Below are 16,079 nucleotides of genomic sequence, written 5' to 3'. Positions count from 1 at the left end.
GACCATGCGTATTGGTGCTCACGTCCGGCAAGACAGTGATCCGATCGGCTTCGGCGAGAAGTTGGGCGCCGACGTCATCCAGATGTTCGTCATCGATCCGCAGGGCTGGGAGAAACCGCAACCGCATCCGCTGACCGAACAGATCAAGGCCAGCCCCATCGATGTGGTGGTGCACTCCTCGTATCAGATCAACGTCGCCAGCACGAACAACCGGCTGCGCATGCCCTCGCGCAACGCCGTCGCCCAGCAGGCGAAGGCGGCCGCGGATCTGGGCGCGTTCGGCCTGGTCGTCCACGGCGGGCACGTACGCTCCGACGCCGAACTCGAGGCCGGGGTCGACAACTGGCGCAAACTGTTCGAGCGCCAGCAGGACAAGGGCGGATTCGCGGTGCCGATCCTGATCGAGAACACCGCGGGCGGAAATCACGCCATGGCACGGCATTTCGACGCCATCGCCCGGCTGTGGGACGCCGTCGGCGAGTACGGCGCGGGATTCTGCCTGGACACCTGCCACGCATGGGCGGGCGGTGAGGAGCTGATCGGCGTGGTCGATCGGATCAAGGCCATCACCGGCCGCATCGACCTGGTGCATTTGAACTCCTCCCGCGACGAGTTCAACTCCGGCGCCGACCGGCACGCCAACTTCGCCGATGGCACCATCGACCCGCAGCTACTGGCCGAGGTGTGCCGCACGGCCGACGCTCCGGTGGTGCTGGAGACTCCGGGCGAGGGGCTGGCCGACGATCTGGCGTATCTGCGCGAGCATGTGGGGTAGTTCTTCCCGGAAGTAATTCCCTGGCGGGGGCGGACTTTGGGATCGGGCTGACCGTAATCCTGTCCCCTCGGGCACGGCCGTGATGTTCTCGAATCAGCTTCGGTTCGAGTGAAAGGCCTTGTATGTCCGTCGATTACGCAGCAGATACCGCCACCGCACAGGTGGTTCGACTCGGCGCTCACATCGGCGCCCGGATCGATGGAGTGCGGCTCGGCGGCGATCTGCCCGCCGAGACCGTCGCGCTGATCCGCGCCGCGCTCAACAAGCACAAGGTGATCTTCTTCCGCGGTCAGGATCATCTGACCGAGGACGGGCAGTACGAATTCGCGCGGCTGCTGGGCAGTCCGACCACCCCGCATCCGACGGTCACCTCGCACGGTGTGAAGAGTCTGGCCATCGACTCCCAGCACGGCCGCGCCAACAGCTGGCACAGCGATGTCACCTTCGTGGACCGCATTCCGAAGGCCTCGATCCTGCGCGCGGTCAGCCTGCCCAGCTACGGCGGCTCGACCACCTGGGCCTCCACGGTCGCGGCCTACGAATCGCTGCCCGAACCGCTCAAGCGCCTGGCCGAGGGGCTGCGCGCCCGCCACACCAACCAGTACGACTACGCCGCGGCGCGCGAGGACTCCCCGAATCCGAATGCCCGCGCCTACCGCGCCGAATTCGAATCCACCTACTACGAGACCGAACATCCGGTCGTGCGCGTACACCCCGAAACCGGCGAACGCGCCCTGCTGCTCGGCCACTTCGTCAAACAGATCGTCGGGCTGTCCAGCCCCGAATCGCAGGCGCTGTTCCGCCTGTTCCAGGACCGGGTCACCCGCCTCGAGCACACCACCCGCTGGAACTGGTCCCTCGGCGACGTCGCCATCTGGGACAACCGTGCCACCCAGCACTACGCCATCGACGACTACGACGGCGCCGAACATCGCCAACTCACCCGCATCACCCTCGCGGGCGATATCCCGGTCGGCGTGGACGGCGCGTCGAGCACGGTCATCGCGGGCAATGCCGAGCACTACTCGATCGTGGAGGAGATCAAGGCGGCGTAGGGCCGTGCTTGAATCTCCCCATGGAGATTCGGCCGCTGGACGGGGTTCGAGTACTCGAACTCGGCAACTACATCGCCGCACCGACCGCCGGGCGCATTCTCGGTGATTTCGGGGCCGACGTGATCAAGGTCGAGCGGCCGAAAACCGGTGACGAACTGCGTAATTGGCGGCTCTACGGTGGCGATACCTCGATGCTGTATCGCACGGTCAATCGCAACAAGCGGTCGATCACGCTGGATCTGCGCACCGAGGCGGGGCGGGCGATCGTGCTGGAGCTGGTCCGGCGCAGCGATGTGCTGCTGGAGAATTTCCGGCCCGGCATGTTGGAGAAGTGGGGACTGGGGCCGGAGGAGCTGGACGCGGCCAATCCGAATCTGGTCATCACCCGCATCTCCGCCTACGGCCAGACCGGGCCGCTGTCGCAGCGGCCCGGTTTCGCGGCGGTGGCCGAGGCCGTGGGCGGTCTGCGCGAACTGGTGGGCGATCCGGATCGCCCGCCGGTGCGCGTCGGGGTGTCCATCGGCGACTCGATCGCCGGGATCTACGCCGCCTTCGGCACCGTGACGGCGCTGTTCCAGCGCGATCGCACCGAGGGCCGAATTCCGTTGGACCAGCGCGTGATCGACGTCGCGCTGAACGAATCCATACTGTCGGTGATGGAATCGCTGGTCCCCGACTATCTGGCCTACGGCATCCGCCGCGAACGGGTCGGCGGGCGGATGGAGGGCATCGCGCCAAGCAACGCCTATCCCTGCGACGACGGCTCCAGCATCATCATCGGCGGTAACGGCGACGCCATCTTCCAGCGCTATATGCGGGTGATCGAACGTCCGGATCTGGCCGCCGATCCCGAACTGCAGGACAATGCCGGGCGCTGGCAGCACCGCGACCGCCTCGACGCCGCCATCGCCGAATGGACCCGTCGCCACTCCCGCGACGAGGCGCTGAAGATCCTGGAGGAGGCCGCCATCCCGTGCGGCCCGATCTACACCGCCGCCGATATCGTCGACGATCCGCAGTACCGGGCGCGCAATATGATTCAGAACTTCCCGGTCGACGTCGGCGACGCCGAACCCAAACAGGTCGGCTTCCCGGGCATCGTCCCGGTGATCGGCGACCGGTCGCTGCCGATCCGCTCGGTCGGCCCCGATCTGGGCGAACACACCCGCGAGGTGCTCGCACAACTGCTCGGCATGTCCGATGCCGAAATCGACGCTCTGGAGTTGTCATGACCGACGCGTTCGCCCTGCTGCGCGATGTCACCCTGCGCGACGGATTACAACTGACCGGCAAGGCGCTGTCCACCGAACGCAAGGTCGAGATCGCCCGCACCCTGCTCGGCCTCGGCGTGCCCGCCCTGGAGATCGGATCCATGGCGCGGCCGGATCTGGTGCCGCCCATGGCCGATACGCTCGAGGTGGTCGCCGCCCTGACCCCGGAGGAGCTGCGGCGCTGCTGGGTGTGGGTGGCCACGCCGCGGCAGGTGGAACGCGCGGCGGCGGCCGGGGTGCGCAATTTCCAGTACTGCCTGTCGGTTTCGGACGCGCACAACAGGGCCAATATCGGCCGCACCGCCGAGGACAGCGTCGCGGCCATGCCGGACGCGATCCGGATCGCGCACGAGGCGGGCGGCGAGATTCAGCTCTGTCTGGCGACGGCGTTCACCTGCCCGTTCGAAGGCGCGGTCGATCCCGAACGGGTCCTGGCGATCGCCGCGGATCCGCGCACCGACGGCGCGGCCGATATCGTGCTCGCCGACACACTCGGGCAGGCTCATCCCACACAGGTCGGCGCGCTGGTCGAGGCGGTTCGCACCCGAACCCCGCGGCGGCGCATCGTCTTTCACGGGCACGACACCTGGGGTATGGGGGTGGCCAATTCGCTGGCGGCGTCGGCCGCCGGGGCCGATATGGTCGACGGTTCGCTCGGCGGCCTCGGCGGATGCCCCTTCGCGCCCGGGGCCAGCGGCAATACCGCGAGCGAGGATCTGCTGTTCGCCACCCGACCCGACTGGTTCACCCCCGCGGCGCTGGCCACGCTGGTCCGACTGTCGGAATCGCTGCTGACCGAACTGGGCGAGCCCAATCGATCCCGCACGGTCGAGGGCGCCCGCTCCGAGGCAAAGGCCTTCGACTGGGTCGTCTCCGATCAGGCCTGATCGACCTCGACCTTGGTCACCAGTTCGATGCCGGTCACGATATCCGGCCGGATCCGTACGACCCGATTGCGCGCACCCGGCAGCCACGGATCGATCAGCCGCTCGTAGCGGGCGATCTCGTCGGGATCCAGGACGGGTTCGGCGGTTCCGGTGAGGATCACACACCAGCCCAGCTGGGTCTCGTGGTCGATGGTGTCGGCCTCATAGGAAACGACCTGACGGTCCGAATGCATCGGCACGATGCTCAGATTCGCGTAGATGATGACGTATTCGCCGTCGATGATGTGATTGACCGGGCGGATGGTCGGCAGCGCGTGCCGGGCGAAGACCACCCGGCCGAACCGGACCGAGCCCAGCAGGCGTAGCGCGTCGCCATTGGTCAGTTCGCGCAGCTCCCGCTCGCCCCGGTCCGCCATATTTCCGATTATCCGTCCCGGCGTACCGATTGGGGCCGGATGTGCCGACCGGGCTCTCGAATCGAGCCGTACGCTCTCGAGTTTCGATAATACGTTTCAGCGCAAAGGTTTTCATCCCGCCAACCCCTGACGTGAAGTAGATCGCCACTGTTTCACAACCCCCCGCACCAGCGACGACGTAGAATTGCCAACGTCGTCTTCCCGAGTCCCGAGTGCGGCTCGCAACCATGGACGGTTCGCGGCTCAGGAGGGAATGTGGTTCCTGCGCATGACGCTGAAGGACCGGAATTACCTGTGCCCCAAGGTTATTTCGACGAGGTTCCCCGGGGCGATCAGGCCGAGTTCACCACCCTGAGCGACCGCTTGGTGCGACATTTGTTCGATGTCGGACTGCAATTGCATACGCTCCGTGCGGTTTTCGAGCAGCACGACAGTTCCGAGCGGGACCTGCGCGCGGCCAGCGCCGCGGTCACCGATCTGCTGGACGATTTGGACATGCTCATTCGCGATACCGGCCTGGCGGTGCTCACGCTGGAACGCGAGCCCGAACCGCCCGAGCGGCCACCGCCCATGCGGCGCAAACGGCGCAGGTGAGAGTTTCGTATCCGGGTCCTCAGGAGGTGTCATGCAGTTTCTCGATCGCCGCGACGCCGGGCGGCGGCTGACCGGCCGGCTCATGGCATTTCGCGGCCCGGATGTCGTGATCGTCGGGCTGGCCGGCGGCGGGGTGGCCGTGGCCGCGGAAATCGCCTCCCGATTGCGCGTGCTGCTGGATGTGATGGTCGTCTGCGATCTCCGTCCCGGAAAGTCGACCCGGGCCTACGGCGCGATCGCCGAGCGTGGCGTGCGGGTCCTCGATCAGGATCTCGCGCGGGCCGTGGCCTCCGATACCGCCGAACTGACCCGCATCGAGCGCCGCGAACGAGACACTTTGCGCCGCAGGACCGAACGATTCCGCGGGCTGCGCCCGGGTTGCGGACTCGCCGGACATACGGTCGTGATCGTCGACGACGGCCTCGCCGACCCGGCGCGGGCCCGCGCCGCCTGCCGTGCGGCCTACGCCCACGGCGCGATTCGCGTGGTCTTCGCCAGCCCCGTCGCCTGCGCGCTCACCGTCGCCGCACTCGTCGGCGACGCCGACAAGGTCGTCTGCCTGCACACCTGCGAACATCTGGACAATATCGCCGACCACTACCAGGATTTCGCGCCCATCGACGACGATCACATCCACGATCTGCTCCGCCTCCCCGCCGTTCACAGCGCGTGGGCTAGTTCACCGCGCCGGTAGTTCGAGGCGTGCGGTGATGCCGTCGAGCAGACAGGCCAGCGTCCATGCCACCGGATCGGCCGGGGCCGAACCCGTGCGCGCGGCGAACCAGCGGGCGAAGGCCGGATAGCGGTCGCCGGACAGGATCGGTTCCAGGAACGGCCGGGCGGCGGCCTCGAGGTCGGCCTCCGTTTTCAGGCCGACGCGGGTGCGCATGCGCGCCTCCTCGGCGGATTGCAGTGCCGCGCCGAAGATGTGGCCGTCCACCGCACCGGTGAGCAGCGTGAGCTCATCGGCGGACAGACCAAGCGGTTCCAGCAGCGCGAAGCGGAAATCGAAGTAGTGCAGAGCGTTCGGACCCAGGGGCGGACGAGTGTGCACCAGCTCGCCGAACCACAGATGCCGCCGGATCACCGTCCAGCTCTCCAGCGCCAGCCGTTCCAGGCCGTCGCGCCAGCCCTCTACCCGCTCGGGCAAGGGAATCTCACCGTAGACGGCATCGATCATCAGATCGACCAGCCCGTCCTTACTGCCGACATAGCGATACAGCGACATGGGCGTGGACGCGCCGACCGCCGTCGCCACCCGGCGCATGGTCAGGGCCCGCGCGCCCTCCGCATCGGCGATCGTCAGTGCGGCGCGCAGGATTTCGGCCCGGCTCAGGCTCGTGGTCGGCCGGCCGGGTGGTTCGGGCAGGGACCAGACCAGCGGTCCGGGCGCCTCGTCCGTCATGACACCTCCTTGCCCGCATTCAATCATTGGCGTACAACGTACACATGATGTACAACGTACACGAACCTCGCGTTCTGATCGTCGGCGGCGGTCTGGTCGGCCTGTCGGCTGCACTGTTCCTGCGGCATCACGGCGTCGCGGCCACGCTGGTCGAACGCCGCGCGAACACGTCACCGCAGCCCAAGGCCCGCCGCATCAATATCCGCACGATGGAGCTGTTCCGTCAGCTCGGCATCGCCGAGCAGGTCCTCGCCGCGGCGGCCGGACTGGCGAATCATCAGGCCATGGCGGCCGGGCCCACGCTCGCGCAGGCGCAGCGGCTGCCGTTCGCATTCCCGGGCGGCATGCCGGATTGGGATGCCATCACCCCGGCCACGGCCTGTCTCTGCGCACAGGACACCCTCGAGCCGACGCTGCGCGCGCTCGGCGAGGCACGCGGCTGCGATATCCGATTCGGCGTCGAATGCACCGAATTCGCCGAGGACGCAACGGGAATCACCGCCACACTGCGGGCCTCCGACGGTTCGACCGAGCGGCTGCGCGCGGACTATCTGATCGCCGCCGACGGTGCGGCCAGTCCCATCCGGCGGCGGCTCGCGATCCCCCGCAGCGGGCGCGGCACGCTGGGCCGGGCGGTGAACGTGTACTTCCGCGCCGATCTGTCGGAGCTGGTGCGCGACAGGGAATTCAATCTCTGCCAGATCGACAACGACAGCGCCCCGGGCGCTTTCGCGTCGGTGGACGGGCGCTACCGATGGATCTTCACGACCCGGCAGGTGGACACCCCGGCCGACGCGTGGCCGCGGAAGTTGCGCACCGCGATCGGCGTGCCCGATATCGAGATCGAGGTGCTCAGCGTATTGGCTTGGGAGCCGGGCATGTTCGTGGCCGACCGGTACCGCGCGGGGCGCATCTTCCTGGCCGGTGATGCCGCCCACGTCATGCCGCCGTATGCGGCCGCGGGCGCCAATACCGGCATCCAGGACGCGCACAACCTCGCCTGGAAGCTGGGCCTGGTGCTGCGTGGTACGGCCGAAGCGGCACTGCTGGACAGCTATCACGCCGAACGCCATCCCACCGGGATGTTCGTAGCCGATCAGTCCAGTATCCGAACGCCGGATCTGCGCCGGGTGACGACCGAATCCACCGACGGCTCACCGCTGGCCGACCCGATCGCGCTGATTCTCGGAGTCCGCTATCCCACAGGCGCTTTCATCCCCGACGACAGTGCGCACACCACCGAACGACTTGACCTGACCGGACAGCCGGGCACCCGGCTGCCGCATCGCTTCCTCCCCGACGGCCGCTCCACCCTGGATCTGATCGACACCGAATTCACACTGCTCACCGGGCCCGACGCCACGCCGTGGCGGGGGAAGGAACTGCCGGTACCGACGCGCGCCCTCGACGAATCCTGGTGCGCCACAGTGGGAATCGAACGCACCGGAGCCCTCCTGGTGCGTCCCGATCAGATCGTGGCCTGGCGCGCCGCGACCGCGCCCCGCGATCCGGCCGCCGCCCTGCGTGAGGTCCTCGATCGCATCGCGACTGTGACCTCACCGACAGCACAGTTGACCTGAAGTTAACTTCAGCTTCTAGGTTCGGTGGACATCGAGAAACGGAGCAGAGATGACCATTCGACCCAACCTCGACGATCCGGCCGCCGCCGCGGACGCCCGCGCGGTCGCCGAGGCGCTGGCCGCGGAACTACAGCACGCCGGGGAGACCTCCGACGCCGACGGCTACGACAACTCCTTCGCCGCGGATGTGCTGTGGGGCTCACCCTTCGGGGCGACGATCCGCGGATACGACCAGCTCAACGCCATCCACCATCGACTGATGGACGATCGGGTCGCACCGCCGTCGACCTTCGAGGTGGTGGCGGCCATCGCCCCGACGCCCGGGGTGGTCGTGACCCAGATCCGCCGCCGGGCCACCGATCCCGGGGCCTTCTCGGAAATGGCCATGTACACGCTGGTGCGACGCGACGATCGCTGGTGGCTGGCCGCCGCGCAGAACACCCCGATCGATCCGGCGCGCGGCTACTCGAAGACGTAGTGCACGAAGTTGTGCACCGGCTCGTAGCCGATGGCCTGATAGATCTTGTTGGAGGTGGGATTGCCGAGATCGGTGAACAGGCAGACCCGGGAACCCTTGTCGCGCAGCCACTGCGACAGATGCGCGGTAAGGGCTCCGGCGTATCCGTTGCGGCGTTCCTCCGGCGGGGTGTAGACCGGTCCGATCCGGCTCCAACCGTAGGCGCGCGCCTGATGGGCGGCCAGCGAGACCGGGCGGCCGTCGCGCTCCCACAGCCACAGCCGGCCCAGGGCGATGCGCACCCGGATCGCGGCGCGGTCCAGGCCGACCCCGACCTCGTTGCGCATACCGTCGAGCCACTGCTCACAGATATCGATATCGGCGTCCAGCGCGCCGCGCAGCCGCCCCGGAACCTCCGGAACACGCAGTGCGCCCAGCCGATACAGCCGGCTGGCGAAATCCATCCGGAACTTGCCGCCCCGCAGCGCACTCCACCGCTCGGCGAAGACGAGGCCGATACCGGGCGCGGCCTCCACCCCCGGCGCGTCGGGTACATGCTCGGCGAAGCGCTCGGCCAATTCGCCCACGATCGGATCCGGGACATCGCTCAGATAGATGCTGTGCGGACCGGCCTGCATCCCAGCGCCGATCACCACGCCGTCGGCGCGGACGGCCGCGAAGACCACCCGCCCGTCACTCAGCCCGCTGGCGAAATTCTCGATGGCGGTGGCGATTACGGTGTGTCGCAGAGGGTCACGTGACAGATACTCTCCGGCCAGACGTCGGAACTCGCCCGCGTCGTCGACCAGCTCAACCTTCATATCTGTTCACGGTAGGCGCGAAAGGCCACGTCGCCCAGCACTTTACGAGACGACGGGCATCAGGCGGGGCCGTGACTGTCGGCCCGCAGCTTGAGCAGGACCAGTCCGGCCGTACAGGCCAGGATCAGCCCGGCGACAGTGATCTCCACGCGTAGACCGGCAATGCCGAGCACCGCGCCGACCACTCCGCCGAGGAAGAACAGCCAAGCCGCGACGCGGGAGACGATCGCCCACCCGGTGCGGCCGGATTCGGTTGTATCCGAATCGTTCTCCGACACCGCACGCAGCGGGGATGTCGAATATGCTCCCATCACCACTCCTTGATGACACCTGTTATTGACCACCGCAACATTCGCAGTGTCCCTCAATACTTTTCAGGCGTCTCACGTGTAACTTTGCTCACACGGTACGTCTCCGTTGCCAAATCTTCACCCGACACGTGCCCGCGACACGCCCAAGTGACCAATTCGTTATCTGAATCACAGGCGTTTGAAATTACCGGCGGGTATTTTGCAGACCGCCCGGCTTGCCTGGCCCGAACCCGTGGCCTCGATTAAGGTGAGGCCCACTCGAGAAAATTGAGGAGCACCACACTCATGGATGGCAGCCGCCGCCTGTCCGCCAAGGTGGCCGGACCGGCAGTCGCCGCCGGAGCCGTATCACTGGGACTGATCCTGATCGGCTCGTGCGGCCTCGGGCGTCACGACATCTACGTGGCCCCGCCGGCGCTCAACGCGGACCTGCAGAGCGCCCCGACGACCGGCCGGTCGGGCAGTAGCACACCCGCCGTGGCCATTCCGCCGTCGCCGACTTGGCGCGTCGCGGTGAACACCCCGCCCCGGCGCACCCTCACCAGCGGCTCGGCCACCACCTCGCCGGGTCACTCGCCGGACGCCACCGACAACCCGCAGGTCCGTGCCGATTTTCCGCGCGCCCCCGAATCCTCGACCCCCACAGCCGAACCGACGCGCACGATCGAGCCGTCGGACGATTCGGACCTCACCACGACCACCACCAAGAGCCTGCCCACCACCACCTCGACCCCCGCGCCGCTGCCGATCCCGACGACCCATTCGTCGGATACCCAGGAATCCACGGTGCCCACGGTCGCGCCGGAGACGACCACCTCGACGCCCGCCGCCGAGCCGACCACCGCACCGGTGACCGTCGCCCCGGTGACCACAGCCGAAGCCGCGGCCGGCACGTCGATCCGGCCGCGCTCCAACTGATCTCCTACAGTTCGACCAGCCCGTAACGGCCGACTCGGCGGGTGAGAACCTGCAGATGTTCCAGGTCGCCGCCGAGGGTGCGACCGATCGCGGTCAGGCGGGCGGCGTAATGGCTCACCGGATATTCGGTGGTGATGCCGATACCGCCGTGCATCTGGATGGCCTCCTGCGCGATATGCCGACCGGAGCGGCCGACCTGCAGCCGCGCCCGCGAAACCACGATCGGATCGACCGTGCCGTCGGCCAGCGAGGCGGTGGCGTAGTAGCTCATGCTGCGGGCCAGCTCCAGCGAGACGTACATCTCCGCCGCGCGCTGGGTCAGGGTCTGGAACTTCGACAGCGGCACGCCGAATTGCTTGCGGGTCTTCAGATATTCGGTCGTCAGCCGCAGCGCCTCGGCCATCGCGCCGGCCGATTCCGCGCACAGCGCGGCATGCGCCGCACCGATTCCGGAGGCGACCGATTCGGTGGCGTCGCGGGTGTCACCGATCAATTCGGCCGGGGCGGAATCGAATTCGAACTGCGCCCCACGGCGGCCGTCGAAGGTTCGATACGGCGTGCGGGTCACACCCTCGGCCTCGGCGGCCACCAGGAACAGGCCGAGCGCATTACCCGGCAGGATCGCGCTGACCACCAACTCATCGGCGCAATCACCGTGCGCCACCGGGTTTTTCACGCCGGTGAGCCGATAGCCGCCGTGATCGGGATCGGCGACCGCGGTGGTCGCGACCGCGGTCGCGGGCCAGCGCGAACCCGGCTCCTCGTGCGCGAAGGCCAGTAGTTTGGTGCCGCCCACCAGCTCCGGCAGCACTCGCGCGCGCTGCTCGGGGGTGCCGAGGCGGGCCAGCAGGCCGCCGGGCAGCAGCACCGCGTCCAGCAGCGGTTCGGGTGCGAGGCGGCGTCCGATCTCCTCGAGCACCACCATGGTCTCGACCGGTCCGGCGCCGACGCCGCCGTCCTCCTCGCTGAAACTCAGTCCCAGCACACCCAATTCGGCCAGCTGCGCCCACACCTCGCGGCTCCAGCCCAGATCGGTGTCGATCACCTTCAGCCGCGTCTCCGGATCGTAGGCCCGCGCCAGCAGGTCCCGGACGGTGTCGCGCAGCAGGCCCTGTTCATCGGTGAGTTCGAAATCCATTACGGCGCCTCACAATCCGAGGATGGTGGAGGCGATGATGGTGCGCTGCACCTCGCTGGAGCCTCCGTAGATGGTGGTCTTGCGGTAGTTCAGATAGCCAGGACCGGTGCGCTGCGCCCAGTCCGGCGCGGCGATATCGGCCGCGCCCACCGGCAGCGCGTCCGGGCCCGCGATGTCGAGCAGCAGTTCGGTGGCGGCCTGCTGCAGCTCCGAACCGCGCAACTTCAGTACCGACGACGCCGGATTCGGCCGTCCCTCACTGGAATTGGCGACCACGCGCAGCAGAGTCAGCTCCAGAGCCAGCAGTTCGTTCTCCAGCTCCGCGATGCGGGCGGCGAACAGCGGATCGTCGAGCAGGGTACCGTTACCCGAATTGGTCTGCGCCGCATACTCCTTCGCGACCGCGAGCTTGACCTTGGTGCGGCCGACGCCGGTGATGCCGGTGCGCTCGTTGCCGAGCAGGAATTTGGCGTAGGTCCAGCCCATGTTCTCCTCGCCCACCAGCTGATCGGCGGGCACCCGGACGTTTTCGAAGAAGACCTCGTTGACCTCGTGATGGCCGTCGATCAGCTTGATCGGACGGACGGTCACGCCCGGGGACTTCACGTCGAACAGCAGCAGCGAGATGCCCGCCTGCTTCTTGGGCGCTTGCGGATCGGTGCGCACCAGGCAGAAGATCCAGTCGGCGTACTGGGCCAGGGTGGTCCAGATCTTCTGCCCGTTGACGATGTAGGAGTCGCCGTCGCGGACCGCGGTGGTCCGCAGCGAGGCCAGATCCGATCCGGCGTCCGGCTCGGAGAAGCCCTGGCACCACCAGATGTCGAGGGCGGCGGTGGGCGGCAGGAAACGCTCCTTGAGCTCCTGCGAACCGAATTGCGCGATCACCGGGCCGATCATGTTGGCGTTGAACGTCAGCGGCTCGGGCACGCACGCCAGCTGCAGTTCGTCCTCCCAGATGTGGCGCTGGATCGGGGTCCAGTCCCTGCCGCCCCACGCGGTCGGCCAGTTCGGCACCGCGAGACCGTGCTCGTGCAGGATCTTGTGGGCGGCGACCCAGTCCTCGCGGGAGAGTTCGCGGCCGTATTTGACCTTGTCCCGGATCTCGGCCGGAATTTTGGTCCGGTAGAGCTCACGCAGTTCGTCCCGGAAGGTCACCTCATCGGGTGACAGGGCAAGTTTCATGGGGCGTCTCCCACCGTGTTCGGGTATCCGCGCTCGAACTTACCCCCCGGTAATCGGACGCTGTCAGGTGGATCACAGACCGGACGGACGTGACCGAGGCCGAACTGGTACCTTGCTCGGAAGGAGTTCACGACAAGGAGCACGAGAGTGACCGGCAGGACCATCGCGCGCCTGGCCGCTACCGCGGCGGCCGTCGGAATCGGCACGGCCGCAACGCTTGGCAGCGCCACCGCGGAACCCGCGAAATCTCCGCTCGATACCGCGATCGACCAATTGACCGCCACCGCGGGCCCCGATCCGGCCGCGCACGCGGGCGCCGATTCGGTAGCCAAGGTCGCGCGTCTGATCACCGCCGCGCATCTGGACCGGATCGCGGGCGGCTTCGCCCCCTTCGCGTATCAGGCCCCGACCATCGGCTGCGGCGACAGTTTCATCACCCTGACCGCCGCCTCCGGCGTCTCGGGCGAACCGGGCCCGAACCGCGGTATCGCGGGCGGCCCCGGCACCCTGCGCTTCCAGGCCACCCCGGCCGTGACCGGCTTCCCGATCGCCTCCGGCCTGACCGTCGCCTGGCTCAATGTCTCCAACGGCCGCAGCGGCATCGACCCGCTCGACGACCAGACCGACTATCACCTGCCCGGCCTGTCCAAGACGGTCGACACCGGCCCCGGCACGGTCGTCGCCTCGATGTGGGGCACGATCAACTACCCCACCTCCCTGTGCGTGATGACCCCGACCGTCGGCATGTTCACCGTCGCCGACACCCCGGCTCCCGCACCCGCTCCGGGCACCGATGCCGTTCCGGCGCAACCCGTCCCCGGCTCGGGCTCCGCGCCCACCCAGGCAGCCCCGGAGTCCAAGGCCGCCCCGGCCCCTGGTCTCGACGACAAGCCGATCCTCACCCCCGGCGGCGATACGCCCGCCAACTGACAACTCCCGAAAAGGCCCCGGCCTCCCCGAATTACGGGGAGGCCGGGGCCTTTTCGGCTCAGGAGCGCGGCTTGCGCCGGTCGTTGCGCTTGTTGGGCTCGCGGCGGTAGCCGCGGCTGATAGGGCGGTGGCCCGGCGGGCCCTGATCGAGCTGCAGCTGGATCAGCTGGCCGCTGATTCGGGTGCGGCGCAAGGCTTCCAGGGTCTCGGCGGACAGATCGGCGGGCAGTTCGACCAGACTGTGGTCGGGGCGGATGCTGATATGCCCGAAGTCGCTGCGGCGCAGGCCACCCTCGTTGGCGATCGCGCCGACGATCGCGCCGGGGACCACGCGGTGGCGCTTACCGACCGAGATGCGGTAGGTGGCCATCTCGGCGCCGGTCGCGCGGTGGGCGCCGGGCTCGCGGCGGCGGTCGCGGTCGTCGCGCTCCTCGAATTTGCGCGGAGTGCGTTCGCGGCGAACCGGTTCCGGCTCGGGCTCCATGAAGAAGTTGTCGCCGTCGTGGCCGCCCAACGCCAGCGCGGCCGCGATATCGGCGAGCGGGATGTTGTGCTCGGCCTCGTAGTCCTCGATCAGCTTGCGGAACAGCGGCAGATTGTCCGAGGCGAGGTTCTCGGTGATGGCGTCGTGGAACTTCACCACACGCTGCGCGTTCACATCGTCCACGCTGGGCAGCTGCATCTCGGTCAGCGGCTGGCGGGTGGCGCGCTCGATGGCGTCGAGCAGACGACGCTCGCGCGGCGCGACGAACAGCAGCGCGTCACCGCTGCGGCCCGCGCGACCCGTGCGGCCGATGCGGTGCACATAGGACTCGGTGTCGTGCGGGATGTCGTAGTTGACCACATGCGAGATGCGATCCACGTCCAGACCGCGCGCGGCGACGTCGGTGGCGACCAGGATGTCCAGCGTTCCCGCCTTGAGCTGACCGATGGTCCGCTCGCGCTGGTTCTGCGCGATATCGCCGTTGATCGCCGCGGCCGAGTAGCCGCGCGCCCGCAACTTCTCGGCCAGCTCCTCGGTGGCCTGCTTGGTGCGGACGAAGATGATCATCGCCTCGAAGGGCTCGACCTCGAGGATGCGGGTCAGCGCATCGAGTTTGCGCTGATGGGAGACGTGCACCCAGCGCTGGGTGATATTGGTGTTGGTGGTCGTCTTGGTCTTGACCGTGATCTCGACCGGATCCTTCAGATACTGCTTGGAGATCTTGCGGATCACGCCCGGCATGGTCGCCGAGAACAGCGCGACCTGCTTGTCGACCGGCGTATCGCGCAGGATGCGCTCGACGTCCTCCTGGAAGCCCATCTTGAGCATCTCGTCGGCCTCGTCGAGCACCAGATAGCGCAGCTGCGTCAGATCCAGCGTGCCGCGCTCGAGGTGATCGATCACACGTCCCGGCGTGCCGACCACGACCTGCGCGCCGCGGCGCAGACCCGACAGCTGCACGGCATAGTTCTGGCCGCCGTAGATCGGCAGCACGTGCACACCCGGCAGATGCGAGGAGTACCGGCCGAACGCCTCGGCGACCTGGATCGCCAGCTCGCGGGTCGGCGCGAGCACCAGCGCCTGCGGCGCCTTCGCCTTGGCCTCGAGCCCCATCAGAATCGGAATCGCGAACGCGGCCGTCTTACCCGTGCCGGTCTGCGCCAGGCCGACCACATCGGCCCCGGTCAGCAGCGGCGGGATAGTGGCCGCCTGGATCGGCGACGGAGATTCGTAGCCGACATCGGCGATGGCCGCGAGGATGCGGTCATCGATACCGAGATCGGCGAAGGACGGGTCGGCTGCGTCCCTCTCTGAGTCGTGGGAAACGCTGTCGACCGGTGAGGTGCTCATATTGACCAGCAGTTTACTAGCTCAGGTCCCAGCCACCTTCACTGATACCTGACGGCACCCATGTCCGCTGGTAGCGGCGGGGCGACGGTACCCGCCCGACCCCTGGGGTGACCCGACCGGCCTCGGCGAGGTTTCGTCCGAATTTCGTACTGCCCCAACGTTGAGACCAGCGGCAGCGGTAGGCGCTGCAACGGGCCCCGACATGTCGCGGGTCACAACACACCCACGCCCAACGATGCGTCACAGTCCCACTGCGACCGCTCACCGGATGCTCGTCGGCCGAACCCCACGGAGTCTCAGTCCCCGCACAACAGCCGGAAAGGCTATATATCCCACTCCGGCGAGACATAAATTGACGCGGCAGCCCTTCTTCAGATCATTCCCACTTATCGTTCGGCCGTAGCGCTCACATTGACAATGACCTCAGCACTCGGACAGAGCCCTCCCGATTGCGAACTCTGGCGCAGTTTCGACCGAGCTGGGAGCCGAGGCCGGACGGCCCAGT

The 16,079-nt window shown here is 67.8% G+C and carries 17 protein-coding genes; 10 read left to right on the top strand and 7 right to left on the bottom strand.

The window, feature by feature from the left end:
- Positions 1-4 precede the first annotated feature (4 nt).
- The 4 genes from NP4_RS00270 to NP4_RS00255 all read left to right on the top strand — a co-directional run bounded on the left by NP4_RS00270 (position 5) and on the right by NP4_RS00255 (position 3,988).
- The gene (locus NP4_RS00270) at positions 5-775 is read left to right on the top strand and encodes a deoxyribonuclease IV (protein ID WP_067990516.1); all 771 of its coding nucleotides are present in this window, start codon (positions 5-7) and stop codon (positions 773-775) included.
- A 122-nt stretch (positions 776-897) separates the two neighbouring features.
- Positions 898-1,830 carry a TauD/TfdA dioxygenase family protein gene (locus NP4_RS00265; protein WP_067990047.1) on the top strand — a complete coding sequence of 311 codons (933 nt, stop codon included), beginning with the start codon at positions 898-900 and terminating at the stop codon, positions 1,828-1,830.
- Positions 1,831-1,850: 20 nt separating this feature from the next.
- Positions 1,851-3,062 (top strand): CaiB/BaiF CoA transferase family protein, encoded by a 1,212-nt coding sequence (locus tag NP4_RS00260; RefSeq protein ID WP_067990042.1) that lies wholly within the window; start codon positions 1,851-1,853, stop codon positions 3,060-3,062.
- On the top strand, positions 3,059-3,988 hold the full coding sequence (locus NP4_RS00255; RefSeq protein ID WP_067990041.1) for a hydroxymethylglutaryl-CoA lyase: 930 nt from the start codon (positions 3,059-3,061) through the stop codon (positions 3,986-3,988). Before NP4_RS00260 ends, NP4_RS00255 begins: the two co-directional genes overlap by 4 nt.
- On the opposite strand, the gene NP4_RS00250 is transcribed toward NP4_RS00255, so the two are convergent.
- Positions 3,979-4,404, bottom strand: a complete 426-nt coding sequence (locus tag NP4_RS00250; protein WP_067990038.1) for a pyridoxamine 5'-phosphate oxidase family protein — start codon at positions 4,402-4,404, stop codon at positions 3,979-3,981. The genes NP4_RS00255 and NP4_RS00250 overlap by 10 nt on opposite strands.
- Before the next feature lie 294 nt (positions 4,405-4,698).
- Here NP4_RS00250 and NP4_RS41445 point away from each other — a divergent pair, with 294 nt between their 5' ends.
- Both NP4_RS41445 and NP4_RS00240 read left to right on the top strand, forming a co-directional pair.
- Complete coding sequence (locus NP4_RS41445) at positions 4,699-4,998, top strand: hypothetical protein (protein WP_067990035.1); 300 nt, start codon at positions 4,699-4,701, stop codon at positions 4,996-4,998.
- A gap of 31 nt (positions 4,999-5,029) precedes the next feature.
- Complete coding sequence (locus NP4_RS00240; RefSeq protein ID WP_067990032.1) at positions 5,030-5,692, top strand: phosphoribosyltransferase family protein; 663 nt, start codon at positions 5,030-5,032, stop codon at positions 5,690-5,692.
- On the opposite strand, the gene NP4_RS00235 is transcribed toward NP4_RS00240, so the two are convergent.
- Positions 5,678-6,403 (bottom strand): TetR/AcrR family transcriptional regulator, encoded by a 726-nt coding sequence (locus tag NP4_RS00235; RefSeq protein ID WP_082875383.1) that lies wholly within the window; start codon positions 6,401-6,403, stop codon positions 5,678-5,680. The genes NP4_RS00240 and NP4_RS00235 overlap by 15 nt on opposite strands.
- 44 nt (positions 6,404-6,447) lie before the next feature.
- Between NP4_RS00235 and NP4_RS00230 the strand changes: the two genes are divergently transcribed.
- Together NP4_RS00230 and NP4_RS00225 are read left to right on the top strand one after the other, a co-directional pair.
- Positions 6,448-7,983, top strand: a complete 1,536-nt coding sequence (locus NP4_RS00230) for an FAD-dependent monooxygenase (protein WP_245996862.1) — start codon at positions 6,448-6,450, stop codon at positions 7,981-7,983.
- Positions 7,984-8,032: 49 nt separating this feature from the next.
- Entirely contained in the window at positions 8,033-8,461 is a 429-nt protein-coding gene (locus NP4_RS00225) for an SgcJ/EcaC family oxidoreductase (RefSeq protein ID WP_067990026.1), read from the top strand.
- On the opposite strand, the gene NP4_RS00220 is transcribed toward NP4_RS00225, so the two are convergent.
- Both NP4_RS00220 and NP4_RS00215 read right to left on the bottom strand, forming a co-directional pair.
- Positions 8,446-9,261 carry a GNAT family N-acetyltransferase gene (locus NP4_RS00220; RefSeq protein WP_067990019.1) on the bottom strand — a complete coding sequence of 272 codons (816 nt, stop codon included), beginning with the start codon at positions 9,259-9,261 and terminating at the stop codon, positions 8,446-8,448. The two genes, NP4_RS00225 and NP4_RS00220, sit on opposite strands and share 16 nt — an antisense overlap.
- A 59-nt stretch (positions 9,262-9,320) precedes the next feature.
- A complete protein-coding gene (locus tag NP4_RS00215) occupies positions 9,321-9,572 on the bottom strand; it encodes a hypothetical protein (protein ID WP_147287804.1) in 252 nt (83 codons plus the stop codon).
- A gap of 285 nt (positions 9,573-9,857) precedes the next feature.
- On the opposite strand from NP4_RS00215, the gene NP4_RS00210 reads away from it, so the two are divergent.
- On the top strand, positions 9,858-10,490 hold the full coding sequence (locus tag NP4_RS00210; protein ID WP_067990012.1) for a hypothetical protein: 633 nt from the start codon (positions 9,858-9,860) through the stop codon (positions 10,488-10,490).
- 4 nt (positions 10,491-10,494) lie between these two features.
- Here NP4_RS00210 and NP4_RS00205 read toward each other — a convergent pair whose 3' ends face one another.
- Positions 10,495-11,628 carry an acyl-CoA dehydrogenase family protein gene (locus tag NP4_RS00205; protein ID WP_067990009.1) on the bottom strand — a complete coding sequence of 378 codons (1,134 nt, stop codon included), beginning with the start codon at positions 11,626-11,628 and terminating at the stop codon, positions 10,495-10,497.
- A gap of 9 nt (positions 11,629-11,637) precedes the next feature.
- A complete protein-coding gene (locus tag NP4_RS00200) occupies positions 11,638-12,810 on the bottom strand; it encodes an acyl-CoA dehydrogenase family protein (RefSeq protein ID WP_067990007.1) in 1,173 nt (390 codons plus the stop codon).
- A gap of 147 nt (positions 12,811-12,957) precedes the next feature.
- On the opposite strand from NP4_RS00200, the gene NP4_RS00195 reads away from it, so the two are divergent.
- Positions 12,958-13,740: a hypothetical protein gene (locus NP4_RS00195; RefSeq protein ID WP_067990004.1), complete on the top strand. Its 783-nt coding sequence runs from the start codon at positions 12,958-12,960 to the stop codon at positions 13,738-13,740.
- 58 nt (positions 13,741-13,798) lie between these two features.
- Here the strand turns inward: NP4_RS00195 and NP4_RS00190 are convergent, their stop codons facing one another.
- Entirely contained in the window at positions 13,799-15,574 is a 1,776-nt protein-coding gene (locus tag NP4_RS00190) for a DEAD/DEAH box helicase (protein WP_067990001.1), read from the bottom strand.
- Between the last annotated feature and the right edge of the window lie 505 nt (positions 15,575-16,079).

Origin of the sequence: Nocardia pseudobrasiliensis NBRC 108224 (genome assembly GCF_001613105.1) — a bacterium.
Lineage (GTDB): Bacteria > Actinomycetota > Actinomycetes > Mycobacteriales > Mycobacteriaceae > Nocardia > Nocardia pseudobrasiliensis.
Note: the sequence above shows the minus strand (reverse complement) of the source record. Positions and strands in the feature narration are given on the sequence as shown.

Excerpts from the sequence above, each read along its gene's own strand:
- NP4_RS00240 (WP_067990032.1), top strand. The coding sequence starts at position 5,030 with ATGCAGTTTCTCGATCGCCGCGACGCCGGGCGGCGGCTGACCGGCCGG.
- NP4_RS00205 (WP_067990009.1), bottom strand. The coding sequence starts at position 11,628 with ATGGATTTCGAACTCACCGATGAACAGGGCCTGCTGCGCGACACCGTC.
- NP4_RS00220 (WP_067990019.1), bottom strand. The coding sequence starts at position 9,261 with ATGAAGGTTGAGCTGGTCGACGACGCGGGCGAGTTCCGACGTCTGGCC.
- NP4_RS00250 (WP_067990038.1), bottom strand. The coding sequence starts at position 4,404 with ATGGCGGACCGGGGCGAGCGGGAGCTGCGCGAACTGACCAATGGCGAC.
- NP4_RS00230 (WP_245996862.1), top strand. The coding sequence starts at position 6,448 with ATGATGTACAACGTACACGAACCTCGCGTTCTGATCGTCGGCGGCGGT.
- NP4_RS00265 (WP_067990047.1), top strand. The coding sequence starts at position 898 with ATGTCCGTCGATTACGCAGCAGATACCGCCACCGCACAGGTGGTTCGA.
- NP4_RS00215 (WP_147287804.1), bottom strand. The coding sequence starts at position 9,572 with ATGGGAGCATATTCGACATCCCCGCTGCGTGCGGTGTCGGAGAACGAT.
- NP4_RS00255 (WP_067990041.1), top strand. The coding sequence starts at position 3,059 with ATGACCGACGCGTTCGCCCTGCTGCGCGATGTCACCCTGCGCGACGGA.
- NP4_RS00260 (WP_067990042.1), top strand. The coding sequence starts at position 1,851 with ATGGAGATTCGGCCGCTGGACGGGGTTCGAGTACTCGAACTCGGCAAC.
- NP4_RS00200 (WP_067990007.1), bottom strand. The coding sequence starts at position 12,810 with ATGAAACTTGCCCTGTCACCCGATGAGGTGACCTTCCGGGACGAACTG.
- NP4_RS00225 (WP_067990026.1), top strand. The coding sequence starts at position 8,033 with ATGACCATTCGACCCAACCTCGACGATCCGGCCGCCGCCGCGGACGCC.
- NP4_RS00190 (WP_067990001.1), bottom strand. The coding sequence starts at position 15,574 with ATGAGCACCTCACCGGTCGACAGCGTTTCCCACGACTCAGAGAGGGAC.
- NP4_RS00270 (WP_067990516.1), top strand. The coding sequence starts at position 5 with ATGCGTATTGGTGCTCACGTCCGGCAAGACAGTGATCCGATCGGCTTC.
- NP4_RS00235 (WP_082875383.1), bottom strand. The coding sequence starts at position 6,403 with ATGACGGACGAGGCGCCCGGACCGCTGGTCTGGTCCCTGCCCGAACCA.
- NP4_RS00210 (WP_067990012.1), top strand. The coding sequence starts at position 9,858 with ATGGATGGCAGCCGCCGCCTGTCCGCCAAGGTGGCCGGACCGGCAGTC.